Source organism: Sneathiella limimaris (assembly GCF_012932565.1).
Lineage (GTDB): Bacteria > Pseudomonadota > Alphaproteobacteria > Sneathiellales > Sneathiellaceae > Sneathiella > Sneathiella limimaris.
In genome coordinates this window covers 2066877-2082100 of sequence record NZ_JABBYJ010000001.1, presented here as the reverse complement: position 1 = coordinate 2082100, position 15224 = coordinate 2066877, and the positions used below count along the sequence as shown (strand labels likewise).

At 49.9% G+C, this 15224-nt stretch carries 10 protein-coding genes; 7 read left to right on the top strand and 3 right to left on the bottom strand.

Features of this window, described 5'->3' with window-relative positions; genetic code table 11:
• Positions 1–24: 24 nt before the first annotated feature.
• Positions 25–840 carry a serine O-acetyltransferase EpsC gene (gene epsC / locus HH301_RS10090; RefSeq protein ID WP_169568778.1) on the bottom strand — a complete coding sequence of 272 codons (816 nt, stop codon included), beginning with the start codon at positions 838–840 and terminating at the stop codon, positions 25–27.
• A 178-nt stretch (positions 841–1018) separates the two neighbouring features.
• On the opposite strand from epsC, the gene HH301_RS10085 reads away from it, so the two are divergent.
• Positions 1019–1672, top strand: coding sequence for an alpha/beta hydrolase (locus tag HH301_RS10085; protein WP_169568777.1), 654 nt, complete (start codon positions 1019–1021; stop codon positions 1670–1672).
• A gap of 147 nt (positions 1673–1819) precedes the next feature.
• Positions 1820–3475 (top strand): ATP-binding protein, encoded by a 1656-nt coding sequence (locus HH301_RS10080; RefSeq protein WP_169568776.1) that lies wholly within the window; start codon positions 1820–1822, stop codon positions 3473–3475.
• A gap of 23 nt (positions 3476–3498) precedes the next feature.
• On the opposite strand, the gene HH301_RS10075 is transcribed toward HH301_RS10080, so the two are convergent.
• A complete protein-coding gene (locus HH301_RS10075; RefSeq protein WP_169568775.1) occupies positions 3499–4572 on the bottom strand; it encodes an anhydro-N-acetylmuramic acid kinase in 1074 nt (357 codons plus the stop codon).
• A gap of 119 nt (positions 4573–4691) precedes the next feature.
• On the opposite strand from HH301_RS10075, the gene tyrS reads away from it, so the two are divergent.
• On the top strand, positions 4692–5945 hold the full coding sequence (gene tyrS, locus HH301_RS10070) for a tyrosine--tRNA ligase (protein WP_169568774.1): 1254 nt from the start codon (positions 4692–4694) through the stop codon (positions 5943–5945).
• A gap of 42 nt (positions 5946–5987) precedes the next feature.
• Here the strand turns inward: tyrS and HH301_RS10065 are convergent, their stop codons facing one another.
• Positions 5988–9188, bottom strand: coding sequence for a YhdP family protein (locus HH301_RS10065; protein WP_169568773.1), 3201 nt, complete (start codon positions 9186–9188; stop codon positions 5988–5990).
• A 109-nt stretch (positions 9189–9297) separates the two neighbouring features.
• On the opposite strand from HH301_RS10065, the gene HH301_RS10060 reads away from it, so the two are divergent.
• The 4 genes from HH301_RS10060 to HH301_RS10045 all read left to right on the top strand — a co-directional run bounded on the left by HH301_RS10060 (position 9298) and on the right by HH301_RS10045 (position 15223).
• Positions 9298–12279, top strand: a complete 2982-nt coding sequence (locus tag HH301_RS10060) for a bifunctional [glutamine synthetase] adenylyltransferase/[glutamine synthetase]-adenylyl-L-tyrosine phosphorylase (protein WP_169568772.1) — start codon at positions 9298–9300, stop codon at positions 12277–12279.
• A 95-nt stretch (positions 12280–12374) separates the two neighbouring features.
• Positions 12375–12836, top strand: coding sequence for a thioredoxin-dependent thiol peroxidase (bcp, locus tag HH301_RS10055; RefSeq protein ID WP_169568771.1), 462 nt, complete (start codon positions 12375–12377; stop codon positions 12834–12836).
• A 2-nt stretch (positions 12837–12838) separates the two neighbouring features.
• Positions 12839–13642, top strand: coding sequence for a ferritin-like domain-containing protein (locus tag HH301_RS10050; protein WP_169568770.1), 804 nt, complete (start codon positions 12839–12841; stop codon positions 13640–13642).
• A gap of 114 nt (positions 13643–13756) precedes the next feature.
• Positions 13757–15223 (top strand): M23 family metallopeptidase, encoded by a 1467-nt coding sequence (locus HH301_RS10045; RefSeq protein ID WP_169568769.1) that lies wholly within the window; start codon positions 13757–13759, stop codon positions 15221–15223.
• Position 15224: the final 1 nt, after the last annotated feature.

Genomic DNA, 15224 nt, shown 5'->3' with positions numbered 1-15224 from the left:
CTGCCGGAATAGAAAGGGAGCGGATCAGTAGTCGCTGTCAGCCTTTGAGGTCTTTTTGGCAGTCGTTTCGATCTCAATTTCCTCAGATGAAATCAAAACTGAGGACGGCCGCGCGTTTTCCAGTTCATGCTCAAGTTCTTCCACCCGCATGGACAAAGACTGAACCTTGTCAAGCAAGCCGTCCAAAACCTTAAAGACCGGATCGGGCAGTTCGTCCCCACCAATACCGTAAGCTGCAAAGCGCTCTTCAGATGGACGGGAAGAGCCTGCGACAGCACGTGCCGGGCTGCCCACAACAGTAACTCGTTCAGGTACAGCCTTAACGACGACAGAGTTCGCACCAACCCGGGCACAGCGTCCAACAGTAATTGGACCCAGTACTTGAGCGCCGGAACCGACGATCACATTATCTTCCAAAGTGGGGTGCCGTTTGACGTCCCGCTGAGAATCAGAATCGATGGAAGGGGCGACACCGCCCAGCGTAACATCGTGATAAAGGGTTACATTGTCACCAATTTCAGCCGTCTCCCCGATCACAACCCCCATTCCATGGTCGATGAAAAGCTTTTTACCAATCTTCGCGCCAGGGTGAATTTCGATACCGGTTAGAAAGCGGCTAGTTTGGGAAATAAAGCGCGCAAGCAAGCGCCAGCCCCGTTTGTAACAAGCATGAGCAATGCGGTGAAACAGGATTGCATGGAAGCTCGGATAGAGGAGTGCGACCTCTAATTTAGAGCGAGCAGCCGGATCTCTTTCAATGACCGCGGCAATATCTTCGCTAATCTGCTTGAACATTTGCCCATTCCTTCTGTATTGTGCGGCCTTTATAACTAAAAGCATGCACGGATGCAATGCGCCCTCATAATGTGAGATATAAAGGCAATCCCTTGGCTGTCAAGCAATTGCCCCATTTAACATTATGATAATTAAGGCTTTGTTGATCCATATCACACTCTTGATGTGATAAAGTAGAAAGCTGTGCTTTTAACATGTGAGACGATTAGGAACCTGGACTTAGATGCCTGACGTAATTTTTAATGGACCTGAAGGCCGCCTAGAAGGCCGCTATCATCATTCCACTGAAGCCAATGCCCCACTTGCCTTGATCCTGCACCCCCATCCGCAGTTCGGTGGCACAATGAACAATAAAGTGGTGTTCAACCTGTTTACCAATTTCAAGCAGCGGGGGTTCTCCGTGCTCCGGTTCAATTTCCGGGGTGTCGGTCGTAGCCAAGGTGATTTTGATCAGGGCATTGGAGAACTTTCCGATGCCGCAGCAGCCCTTGACTGGATGCAAACCAACAATCCCAACGCATCCTCTGTGTGGGTGGCTGGTTTTTCCTTTGGTGCCTGGATTGGCATGCAGCTGTTGATGCGCCGTCCAGAGATTGAAGGCTTCATTTCTGCTGCGCCGCCCGCAAATATGTATGATTTTTCATTCCTCGCGCCCTGCCCGTCTTCTGGCATTATTATCAATGGCCTTAAAGATGCTCAGGTGCCGTACAAGGATGTTCTGAAGCTTGTGGAAAAACTGCAGGCCCAGAAAGGAATTACCATCCATCATACTGAAATCGCCAAAGCTGACCATTTCTTCCAGGAAACTATTCCGGACTTGATGGAAGCGGTCGATGATTACCTAAACATGCGCCTGGCCCCTTCTCCAGCCGAGTAATCTAAAATCTGAATCTCTGCAATCCAGAAAGCCTGGGGCTTCGGCCGCAGGTTTATCTGGATTGTTAAGAGAAGATTTACCCCTACTGACTAGATTTCCCCACTTGGAAATTTACACTTGTAAAAGTTGCAAAGAATAGTTGCCAAAGTGAACCTGCACACGCGAAAAGAGCCTCACTCCAACGACTGCCAAAAAGCAGAGATTGAGCGCCTCAAATCAGAACTTCAGAAAACGCAGGAAGAGCTAAATCACTACCAAAAAAAGCTGGAAACTATCGAGAAGCTGTATGACGCAGCATTTTATTCCAGCGCGCAACTTGCCTCCATCTCAGATTTAGAAACCGGACGCTTTCTGGATGTCAATGATGCCTGGGTGCATACCCGTGGGATCAGCAGAGACGAGGCCATTGGAAAGACAGCGGATGAGCTGAACATCTGGGGCGAAGATCCAACATATCGTCAGAAGATCATTTCCGACATAGAGAAGACAGGCCGGCTTAGAGACTATGAAACCCAGTCAATCGTCAGAGACGGATCAAAACGGGATTTCATCCTAAACGCTGAAGTGCTTGAAGTTGATGGAAAGAACCTGTTGTTTTTCTCAGGCGTGGACATCACGGAACGCAAGCAGATCAACAAGAACCAGCAACACAGCCAAAAACTGGAAGCGATCGGCCAGCTATCTGGCGGAATAGCTCATGATTTCAATAACTTGCTAGGCATAATTCAAGGAAACCTTGAATTAATGCAGGAGCGGGTAGACAAAAATGACCCGCTGCAGGGATTGTTGGCATCGGCTATTCATGGTGCCCACCGGGGCGCCAAAATTACCCGCAAACTACTTAGCTTTTCTAGCAAGCAAGCGTCAGGCCGTGAGGTTATCAACGCAAATGACGTCATCTCGTCAATGAAGGATCTGATTGCCAAGTCAGTAACTTCAGCCATTCAGCTGGAAACGCTGCTGGACGAGGATCTATGGCCTGTGGACGTGGATCCCGGCGATCTGGAAGATGCGATTATCAATCTGTCGCTCAACGCCCATGACGCCATGCCAGACGGTGGCCATCTCAGCATCATGACTGAGAATGTGTCGCTTGATGAGACCTATACTCGCTTTCATGAAACGGTTGAGCCTGGGGATTATGTCGCGATCCGTATCCGGGATACAGGCTGTGGGCTGCCCGAAGATGTGCGCGATCGCATTTTCGAGCCATTTTTCACGACGAAAGAAAAAGGGCGCGGGACAGGTCTTGGCCTGAGCATGATTTTCGGGTTTATCCAGCGCTCCAACGGACATATTTCGGTTGATTCAAAACCAGGAGAAGGTTGCCTTTTTTCCCTGTATCTACCGCGGGTCAATCAGTCCCCTCTTCGTGCTCACCAGCGAGGTGAAACTTCCGCCATCATGCCAAAGGGTAGCGAGACGATCCTGGTGGTGGATGATGAACCCAGCCTTGTCAATCTGGCCCGTCAGAAACTGGAAAACCTTGGGTATACTGTCTATACCGCTTTCGACGGCTCCAGCGCGCTGTTCTCTCTGGAAGACTTTCCGGAAATTGAAATTATGTTCAGTGATGTGGTCATGCCCGGTGAACTCAACGGTTTTCAACTGGCCATAAAAGCACTTGAACTTCGGCCAGACTTAAAAATCCAGCTAACCAGTGGCTATTCAAAAATGGATGAGTTGCTGGGCAATATTCATGACAGCCGCATTGAAGATCTGAAAAACAACATTCTGCCAAAGCCCTATAGCGGCTCAATGCTGGCACAAGCTATTCGCTCAACAGCAGACAAAGAGGCCTGAAAAGCCGCAGTCATAATTTCTCTCTATGCCGCGCGGTATTTGTGGGTCACGCCGCCTGTCATTGGTTTTGAGACACCGGTTGTTCCGGGCAAACTCAACGGCATCCCATAAAGGCTGCGCACCGCCAGAAAAGCGAAAGCCTCGGCTTCCAATTCATCCCCTTTCCAACCGACGGCTTCAACGGGCTCCAACTGCACCCCGACCATTTCGGAGATTTTCTCCATGAAAAAACTGTTGTGACGGCCACCGCCTGTGACCAACCAGCGAAGAGGTGTTTTGGGCATATGATCAAGCGCCTTGGCAATACTGCAAATGGTAAAAGCACTCAAAGTCGCAGCGCCATCGGCCGCACTTAAATGTGCCATGGCATCTTTTGAAAAATCATCCCTATCCAGACTTTTAGGTGGTGTTTTTGCAAAATAAGGGTGATCGAGAAGTTTTCGCAAAGCCAGCTCATCCACTTGTCCGCCCCGAGAAAAAGCTCCTTCCCGATCATAAGGCAATCCGGTTTTCTCATTCATCCAGTCGTCCAGAAGAGCGCTTGCCGGACCCGTATCAAATGCAAGAATTTGATCCCCATCCAGATAGGTTACATTTGCAACCCCGCCCAAGTTCAAAACCACAAGCGGCATTTCCAGATCCTGTGACAGGGCCTGATGATATAGGGGTGCAAAAGGAGCTCCCTGCCCGCCAGCGGCCACATCGTTTGTGCGAAAATCACTGACAACATCGAGTTGCAGCAATTCTGCCAGACGATCGCCGTTTCCAACCTGGATTGTGATCCCTGCTGGCGCATCATGAAACAGGGTCTGCCCATGAAAGCCCACAACACGCACATCTTGTGCAGCAATCCCGGAAATCCTTAACAGCTGCCGCGCGGCCTCAGCATTCAGATCGGTAAATTCATCCACAATTTCGGCAGGCGCATCCCGATGACCCAGATACTGGCGAAAGCGATCCCGAAACGCAGGATCATAGCTGAAAGAAATGGAGTCCCCATGCTCCAGAACCCGTACCCCATCGGTTCGGATAAGTGCTGCATCCACTCCATCCATAGAGGTCCCACTCATCAAGCCAATTGCCCAAACCGGTTCCATTCTTCCCTGTTCCCTCTTCCTGCATAGCAGCCAGTACTATTCCAGCCTTTTAAAACTCTGCCGGAATGTGCTACAGGACTGTTTCCTATAATTTCAACCTTTTACACAGTATAGAACAAATGACCGAATTACGCTCTGACTTTATGAAAACCTTCGTCGAACGAGGATACATGCATCAATGTACCAATATTGACGAATTGGATGCCGCTTTCGCCAAAAAGCCGGTCACAGCGTATATTGGCTTTGACTGTACGGCCCGCAGTCTCCATGTCGGATCTCTTATGCAGATCATGATCCTTCGCCGTCTGCAACAAGCTGGACATCGCCCTATTGTCCTTATGGGAGGAGGCACCACGAAAGTTGGTGATCCTTCTGGTAAGGATGAAAGCCGGCCGGTTATTACCGACCAAATCATTCAGGAAAACATGGATGGCATCAAAAAGGTGTTTGAAAAGTTCCTGACCTTTGGCGATGGGCCGACCGACGCGATCATGGTCAACAATGACGACTGGTTAAGTGAACTGGGCTACATCAGTTTCCTGCGTGATTACGGGCGGCATTTCTCCATCAATCGCATGCTCACTTTCGATAGCGTGAAACTGCGTCTGGAACGGGAACAATCCCTGAGCTTTCTAGAGTTCAACTACATGATCCTGCAGGCCTACGATTTCGTGGAACTGAAAAAGCGCTATGACTGCAGCCTGCAAATCGGTGGCTCTGATCAATGGGGCAATATTGTCAACGGAACCGAGCTTGGTCGCCGCACAAATGACTTCAGCCTTTTTGGTCTGACAACACCGCTTCTGACCACTTCGTCCGGTGCCAAGATGGGTAAGACCGCAGCTGGTGCCATCTGGCTCAATGAAGATATGCTGTCGCCTTACGACTACTGGCAATTCTGGCGGAATACAGAAGATGCGGATGTGGGACGTTTCCTGAAGCTCTTTACCGAGCTTCCTCTGGAAGAGATCTCAAAGCTTGAAAAGCTTGAAGGTGCGGAACTGAACGAAGCGAAGAAGATCCTTGCCAATGAATGTACCAAGCTGGCACATGGCGAGGAAGCTGCGTCTCTGGCTGCGGAAACAGCCCGGAAAACATTTGAAATGGGTCAGACAGCGGACAGTCTTCCAACAACTGAGGTTCCCAAAGCAGATCTGGAAGCTGGCATTCCAGCCTTTGCCCTGTTCAATAAAGTGGGTCTGTCCCAATCAAGCTCAGAGGCTCGCAAGCTGATCAAGGGGGGCGGCGCCCGCCTGAATGATGAGAAAATTGAGGATGAGAAGCAAGTCTTGAGCTTGAGCGATTTGGACAGTGAAGGCCGGATCAAGCTCTCTGCTGGCAAGAAACGTCATCACCTGATCATTCCAGTGTAAACTGCATTTCTTAAACAGAAAATTGAGAAACCGCTCCTGATCTCAGGGGCGGTTTTCTGTATTATTTCCATTAATTGGTTTGCCGGCATCAATGCTGACATCGCCGTCTTTTGGATCCCCCCAAGGTTCAAAAAACATCCGTCTCAAGATGCCAGGTGCCAGAGCTGACACTGGATTTACGGCAATATCCGGCTCCTCATTAGATCCACTAATTTTATAGGAAAAACCGAAGATTCCCTCACCTTCGCGTCCAACGAGCAGTCGACCCAGTATGGGAATATTGCCGAGTATGGAGTTCAGCGTATATGAAGGGATGACTGTGCCGAACCCATTCGTTACATCCTTATTCATATCAATTTGCCCCGTATAGGTCAGACCGATCGCCCCCACAGCACGGAAATCTTCCGTTTCCAGCAAACCGTTGCGAAATGTAAAAGGCCCTTCAATCGTAGCGAAGGTCATCCCATCGTTTTGCAGCAACTCCACAATTCCCGTCAACGAGCCGATGGTCAGGATCTTGCCCAGGACCGGCGCTTTGTAGATCTTCATATTTTCGATCTTCACCTGCCCCTTCATTTCTGGAGCTTGCCTGTGATTGGTCAGGTTGGCCGCAAGTTGTAACTTACCGCCTTGTGCGTTGTCATAGATATCCAGCGCCTTCAGAAGATATCCGGCATCATCGGCCCAAAAGTCTGCCCGGCGCCCACCTTGAGGACGCGGTGCAATGATATAGCGAATATCGCTTTTCCCTTCGAGCTTTGAGGAAATATCGGCTTTTTGAATTAACCCACCAGAAAATATCAAGGCACCGTTCAAATCCGTGGTCACAATCCCTTCATCCAGAAGGGCCTCTTTAAACGCAAAACTGGCATGAACGGTGGGGCCAACTTCTAAAGGCTCGTCAGTTTTTGCCGTCAATTCTTCTTCGGTCAGAGGTTTTTGTTCTTCCAGAATATGGGGGCGAAGATCTATTCGCTCGCCTCCCAGTCGGACATCATACTGGTTTTCAGCAACCCGTTTGATCTCAAGAGTAACCTCGTTCTGATCAAAGCGGAATCTACTGGATTTGAAGTCTCGAAGACCTGTCGGATCAAGAGTTGCCTGTCCCACTAAATCGATCTGCTCTGAATTAAGACGAATATTGCTCAACTCCGTAAAGCCACTCTTCAGATGCTGAAACTGAGTTCCAAACAACCCCCGCACGCCAACGGGCTTTAGAAGCTTGATCTCTGGGACGCTGAGTTCTGCCTCCAACAGGTTGAGGGTCACAACTCCATCAGAATTTCCATTTTCGTGAACATCAACGGCCAATGACGCACCGACCGGGCCTTTCAGATATTCTGTATCCAGAAGTTTGAGTTCTCGACGGGCCTCGTCATCCAGTTTGGCGATAACCTCGTACCGGCGATCCCCTTTCTTTTGACCTGTGAACCAGGATTGAAACGAAACATCCGTTGCATTTCCGTTGATAGTCGCATTCCCCTTCACTTGCAGATTTGCCGGGGTCACCAGAACCGCCAAATTACCATTCGCCAGATCCAGATCCTCATAGACATTCGGGATGAAGGCGTTCTCAAAGGCGCCATTGGCTTCATAATCAACCTGGCTGAGCTGAAGGTCATCCAGCAGAGGAAAGACAAACTGGGCGTCTACCTTGCCAGAACCTGTCATGTTTGATGCAACGATGCCATAGGGTTTGGCCAGACCCAGCGGCGCATGATCAAGAAATTCAAAAATCTTCCGACTTTCACCTGACACAGTCAGCGTAATATCGGCGATTTGATCCTCTTTATCGAAATCATAAATCAAGACATCGGCTGTTGGCACTGCAAGCCCATAGACCTCACCGGCAAGATCAAAGATATGGATTTGCTTCTCCGTCAGCACAGCCTTGCCCGTGATATTTTCAACCTTCGGGAGAGGTGCGAAGTAATCGGCTGATGCGCCATCGATATCAAAGGCGAGTTCGATCGCATCTTTCGGGATTTGACCGGTTTCGATAGCGCCAACAGGCAAATCAACACGAAATGTCACGTTTCGTGCTGCCCCCTTACTGATTTTTCGGGTCACCCAATTATAGGCATCAACGGCAGTCGAATAGGGCCAGTAATCTGCTAGATCCTTGACAAGAACCTCAGGCATTGTCCCTTCGATGGACATGCCAAAACCTTCTTCGGTTTGGCGAAAGGCACCTGTCATTTGGATATCCGGTCCGGGGCTGACCACTTTAACTTTATTCAGATTAACGCCATCAAAAGGAGCTTCTGTATATCCCTGAACCTCTACTGAATTAATGTAGAGTGGTTTTTTGTAGAGGTCCGGAAGATCAACCTGCCCCTCATGTGCCTGCAGGTTAAAGCTGACTTTTTGAGGCTGGAATTCGCTATCTATCGAGACATCAATATTGCCGCTAACAGGCAGTGTAATCCCACGGAGCTGTTTCAGATCTGGAATTTCCCGCGCGAGCAATGGAAGGGGCAGATCCTGAATACTTGTCTGCATGACCGTTTGCCGGGTTGAACTATTATAAGCCGCGTCGAATACGAGGCGAATAGTATCATCCCCAAAATGGGCATCCCCTTGAAGGCGGCCCTGCAACCCGGTTTCGTTTTTCCAGACCACCAAATCGGCAGAAGTAACCCGCCAGGTTTTATTGATCCGCTCATCCGCGACAAACAAGCCAAACTGATAAATCTCCATCCGCTCCAGATAGGCGGTCAGATCTGAGCTGGCCTGTTTTTCACCCATTTGCCGAAGAAGCTCATGAATGAGATGCGGATCGGTCGCCGAGAGAACATTTTCAGCCTTTTTTTGGTCTGAGTCCTGATTATAGCTATACCCCAACTGAACCTGGCCATCCGAGTTCCGGTTGAGCACAATCTTGAGGCCTGTAAATTCAAGCCCGGAAGGCGCCAATCGCCCTTTCAGCAGAGCATCACCACTGAAGGTGACAGTCACCGCCGGGATGAAAGCGACGGTTTCCAAGCCTTCGCGAACGGATACGTTTTTCACGCCAAAGACAAGGTTTTTGTCGCGGCCGTCCCAGTTCATATCCAGATCAGCAAATTCAACAGCCAATTCCGGATACTGATCCTTCATGATCTGATCCAGATAAGGCCCCATAAATGTCAGGGAAACCGGCCCACGAGACAAAGCCGCAATCAGAATGACAACAGCGACGACACCCAGCACCACACAGGCAATCACGCTTCGGCTAACAATTTTGTAGAATGTAGAAAACAAGGCTGTCTAATCGCTCAACTACTAGGACTGTTCACAAATTCAGAAATGGTGCACACTGATATTCCAAACATAATTTGACTTACTATGACCGATTCTGGACACATTGAATATGTCTGCTGACAAAAATTTCGCTTTCTTCTCTGAAATCGTGAGTCTTCCGAACGCAGCCCATGAAGAGCAACTGTCACTTGGCCTCGAAAACTGGGCTGAAAAGGCCGCATCCGATCCAGAACTTGATATGTTCGCACAACAATTGGGCAAGAGTGTGGAAGGGTCAGCGCTTCTTGCGGCGCTCTTTGGAAACAGCCCTTTCCTCAGTCAGTGCCTGATTAAAGAGGCCAACTTCTTCAAATTGCTGATAACGGAGGGAAGCGAAGCTGCCTATACCGCAATCTTTGAACGGATAGATGCTGAAGCCTCAGCAGATGTTGATGAAGTGACCATCATGAGTGTTCTGAGATCCGCAAAACGCCAGATCGCGTTACTGACTGCCATATGTGATATTGGTGGGGCCTGGCCACTCCCCCAAATCACAAAAACACTCTCTGATTTTGCAAGCGAAGCCGTCAATCGCTGTGTCGGTCATTTGCTCTTTAAGGCTCATGAAAAGGGCGAGCTTTCTTTGCCATTTCCAGAAGAGCCTACCCGCGACTGTGGCCTGATCATTCTTGGAATGGGAAAACTCGGAGCGTATGAGCTTAACTATTCCAGTGACATTGACCTGATCGTGCTGTTTGACCGAGACAAGGTTAATTACACCGGCCGCAAGTTCATGGAGGACTTCTTTCTGCGCCTGACCAAATCCATGATCCGGATGATGCAGGAAAGAACAAAAGACGGATACGTCTTTCGAACGGACTTACGGCTAAGACCGGATCCAGGTGCAACGCCGCTTGCGCTCCCTCTTGCAGCTGCGCATACCTATTATGAAAGTCAGGGTCAAAACTGGGAGCGGGCCGCCATGATCAAAGCCCGCCCGATTGCTGGTGACCTGATGGCTGGTAAGGAATTTATCGAATTTCTCAGACCTTTTGTCTGGCGAAAATTTCTCGATTTCGCAGCGATTGCCGATATTCAGGCAATCAAGAGCCAGATCCATACCCATAAGGGCTTTGGTGAGATTTGCCTGGATGGGCACAATATCAAGATCGGTCGTGGGGGCATCCGGGAAATCGAGTTTTTCTGTCAGACACAACAGCTTATCGAAGGTGGACGGGATCTGGACTTAAGAACCGCCGGCACTCAAGCAACGCTCGATGCGCTTGTCGACACGGGAAAAACGCAACCAGAGGTACGGGACGACCTGCAAAAGGCTTATGTGTTTTTGCGAACCCTTGAGCATCGCCTGCAGATGATCAATGATGAACAGACCCAACTCCTGCCGAGTGAGCCAGATGAGTTGAATGCCCTTGGCATCTTTATGGGATATAGCGACCCAGCAGAGTTTCGCAGCGAGTTGGAGCAAACCCTCAACACGGTGAAAGGTCACTATGACCGCCTCTTCCAGTTTGAAAAAAATGAGGAGCGAACCGTTGGACGACTGGTCTTTACAGGATCAGAAAATGATCCGGAAACGTTAAACTCCCTTGCAGAGCTTGGCTATCAGGACACGGAAAGCATCTGTCAGCTGGTTCGCGAATGGCATCACGGACGTTATCGGGCCACCCGTACCGTTCGCGCACAACAATTGCTGACCGCGCTCATGCCGACAATCCTTGAAGAGCTGTCCCGCACAGCAAACCCGGATGCCGCCTTCACCCGTTTTGACAGTTTCCTCCGAAAACTCCCTGCTGGCGTTCAGCTCTTCTCCCTGTTTACGGCACATCCGAGCCTGCTAAAACTTGTTGCCAAAATTATGGGTATGGCCCCTGAACTTGCGGATCGGCTTGCTGGGAACCCGCTGCTGCTGGACGGCGTACTCTCCAGCGATTTTATGGGACCTATCCCAAGTCGAGAAGAGCTGGAGGAAGAACTGGATCAACTGCTGGCAACAGCGAGGGATTTTCAGGATGTACTGGATATCAGCCGGCGCTGGCTGAACGATCTGAAATTTCAGGTGGGCGTGCAGATCCTTGATAATATAGACCATGGCAATCCACTTGGCCCGACGACAAATGCAGGAAATGGCTTAACCCTGATTGCCGAAGTGGTGATGAGCCGACTGCTGCCCAAGGTCGAAAAGGAGCTAAGTGACAAACACGGGAGCGTTCCCGGAGGTCGCTTTGCAGTTATCGCAGCGGGCAAACTGGGCAGCCAGGAAATGACCCCAAGATCAGATGCGGACTTGATTTTCGTTTATGATCTTGAGCAGGAAGATGTGGAAACAACTGGCGCCAAGCCGATCTCCCCAGGCCTTTATTATACGCGCCTTGCCCAGCGCTTTATCAACGGCCTTAGCGCCCTGACCGGCGAGGGGTATCTCTATGAAGTGGACATGCGATTGCGTCCGCATGGAAAAGCCGGACCACTTGCCCTGCCCCTTGAAGGGTTCAACAGCTATTACATGAACGACGCTTGGACATGGGAGCTATTGGCTCTGACCCGGGCGCGACCGATCGTTGGCGATGAAAGTCTTCTTGTCGATGTACAAAAAGAACTGCAGACGATCATAGGCCAAGACCGAGATCCGCAGACGCTTTCAACTGACCTCCTCGATATGCAGGAGCGGATTTATGCGGCGAATTCCGGGGTTTCCATTTGGGCCTTAAAACATCATCCGGGCGGGTTGATGGACCTTGAATTTATCTGTCAGTATCTGAAGCTCAAAGACTGTCACAAACACCCTGATATTCTGGTGCCCAACACAATAGAGGCTTTATCAAAGCTTAAAGAGAAAGATCTCATCGAAAGAAGTGATGCAGATACTCTGATTGACGCCATGAGTTTTTATCTGAACCTGCAAGGACTGATCCGACTGTCCCTCAAAGATCGTATTGTCACCGACGAAATTCCGGCGGCCCTTAAAGACGCTTTAGCGGAGGCCGGGAATGTGGAGAGTTTTGAGGAGCTTAATGTCAAGGTCGAGAAAACGGAACAAGCCGTTACCAGGATTTTTAGAAAGCTTATTGGTGAAAAACCTGCTGAAGCCTGAGGCTATCCAGATAATTGACCGCTTGGGACTTGTATCCTTTACCAACCACTGTTAAGTCAAAACGAGTTCCGAAATCAGTGAGGAAAATCAGCACAATGACAGAAGAAGGAAAAGCCGTACCCGCATTTGAAATGCCGACAGATACGGACGGAACAATCAGCAATGAAAGTCTGAAGGGTAGTCCATATGTGATCTATTTCTATCCGAAAGATGACACACCTGGCTGTACCAATGAAGCCAAAGATTTTACGGCTATGAAAAGTGAGTTTGACGCCCTCGGCGTTAAAATCATTGGTGTTTCCAAAGACACCATCGCCAAGCATGAAAAATTCCGTGCCAAGCACGAATTGGCCGTAACCCTTGGTAGCGATGAAGAAGGCGGCGTTTGCGAGGCCTTCGGTGTTTGGGTTGAAAAGAATATGTATGGCCGCAAATACATGGGTATTGAGCGTGCAACATTCCTTGTTGATGGCGATGGAACCGTCCAGAAGATCTGGCGCAAAGTCAAAGTCAAAGGCCATGCCGATGCCGTTTTGGAGGCGGCAAAAGCGTTATAATCATGAAAACTCTGAGCGATCTGGCCCTCGAAGTCTTGAGCACGGCCGACGGTGATCAAAAAGCTGAGATCAGTCGGCAAAATGCACTGCTTTGGCAAAAGGATCCCGACATGCCAATTGGCAAGGTGAACCCGCCAGATCGCCCAGCCCGCCCCACCAAGCCCGAATTGCGCGCGCCAACGGAAATGCCACGGCGACGCGGTGGCTCCGACAAAGCGCGTGCCACTCTTCTGCACGCAGTCCTGCATATTGAGCTCAATGCAATCGATTTGGCCTGGGATATGGTTGCCCGGTTCACAGCCCATGACCTGCCCCGGGAATTTTATGACGACTGGGTTCAGGTAGGCGAAGAAGAAGGTAAACACTTTCAGCTTCTGCAAACTCGCCTTCGGGAGCTGGGTTATTCCTACGGGGATTTCGCAGCTCATGATGGTCTTTGGGAAGCCGCATTTGAGACCCGCAATGAACTGCTGGCGCGACTTGCTGTTGTGCCTATGGTTTTAGAAGCCCGGGGCCTGGATGTAACCCCAGGCATGATCGCGCGATTCGCCAAAATGGGGGATCAGGCCAGCGTTGATATCCTGAAAGTTATCCTGAACGATGAGATCGGCCATGTTGCCTCCGGCAACCGCTGGTTCCATTTCATCTGCGGCAGAGAGGGAAAAAGCCCCCGTGAGACCTGGCAATTACTGGTTCGAAAAAACTTCAGAGGCCTTTTAAAACCCCCATTTAATGAAGATGCCCGAACCCAAGCCGATTTAACTCCAGACTATTATCTCCCTCTTACCGAAGCCGCTGAGGGTTGACCAACAGACCTAAACCTGTGAGCCGTGATGTTTCCGACTGTTGAAGTTCGGCGCAAAATAAGTTTAATAGGTGCGGACTTGGGAGCACCAGATTAAGGGACTATTGGGGAGCAAATGAAACTGAACGGGTTGTTGAATAGCGTTTTCAGACAACGCCAGATCATCGTCAGCACCGAAGGCCAGCCACATTACTACAACTTCCCTAAAAAGCTGCAGATTACCTTTGCAGTTGGTGGGTTTGTTATGGTGGCGGGTATCGCCTCCCTTGGCGCCTATACAGTCTATCAGCATAATCAGATTGCCCATCAGGAACAGCAACTGACGCTTTTGCAGGACAAAGTTAGGACTGTCTCTTCCAGCCTGCTTCACTCCAAATCCAATCTTGCACTCACCAAGGATGAGCTTGATCGCCAATATGCGCGTCTTGAAGGCATTCTATCCCAACGGGAATCCCTGAAAACGACGTTACAGGCAGCAACACAGGATTTGCGAAAAACAGCGCGCGATCTGAATAACCGGGATGAATATGCGCGAGATCTGGAAAACCGGATTGAAATGCTCACCAGCCGTTTGGAGCGGACGAACAAACGCAGCGAAGAGCTATCCTTAAAGATTACGCAGATCAACAAAGAGCTATATCAAACCGCAGAAGAGCGGGATCTGCAGGTTGAAGCGAAACGCATGGCCCAGAAGCGCCTGTCTTCGCTCAACCGGGAACTGGAAATGTTCCAGTCCACCAAGGATGAGATTTACAAGGAACTTCAAACCACCAAGCGTCGCCTTACGACCTTTGAGCAGAATACCGAGGAAAAAGAGCAGCTGATCACATCCTTACAGGATGAGGTTAAAAGCTTGCGCACCCGGATCGCCACTATTTCCAAGGAAAACAAAAACCTGATCGCCCGTGTTCATGAACAGGCTGAACAAGGTATTGTTGCCCTTAAGCAGACGATCACCTTGACGGGCCTTGATCCGGATGAGGTACTTGCCGCAGACGCGGTTGAAGGGATTGGCGGACCGTTCCATGCCCTCTCCAATCGCCAGGAGCTGTTGGATATTGAGCAAAAATATTATCAGGATGCCCAGAAGATGGAAATCAGCCTGATGAAATGGACCACGCTCAATTCCCTGATGAAAAATATCCCCCTCGCCCGTCCTGTGGATGTTGGGTATGTCTCTTCAAGCTTTGGCAAACGCCGCGATCCAATTACCAAGCGAACAGCTTTCCATTCTGGTGTTGATATCGCGGGCCCTCGCAATTCAGCTATTCTGGCAACAGCGCCGGGCAAGGTTGTTTTTGCAGGTCATAGCGGCGCCTATGGACGTATGGTCGAAATTGATCATGGCCAGGGGTTCACGACAAAGTTCGGTCATCTGAAGAAGATCCATGTGAAAAAAGGAGACATGGTTGATTTTCGGACCAAGGTTGGAACCATGGGATCCACCGGACGCAGCACCGGACGCCATGTCCATTACGAGATTATCTATAACGGCAAGCACCAGAACCCAGCCAAATTCTTCAAGGCGGGGAACTATGCCTTCAAAACCAGTAGCGTGTTAGAGGAAGAAACCACTCAATAAG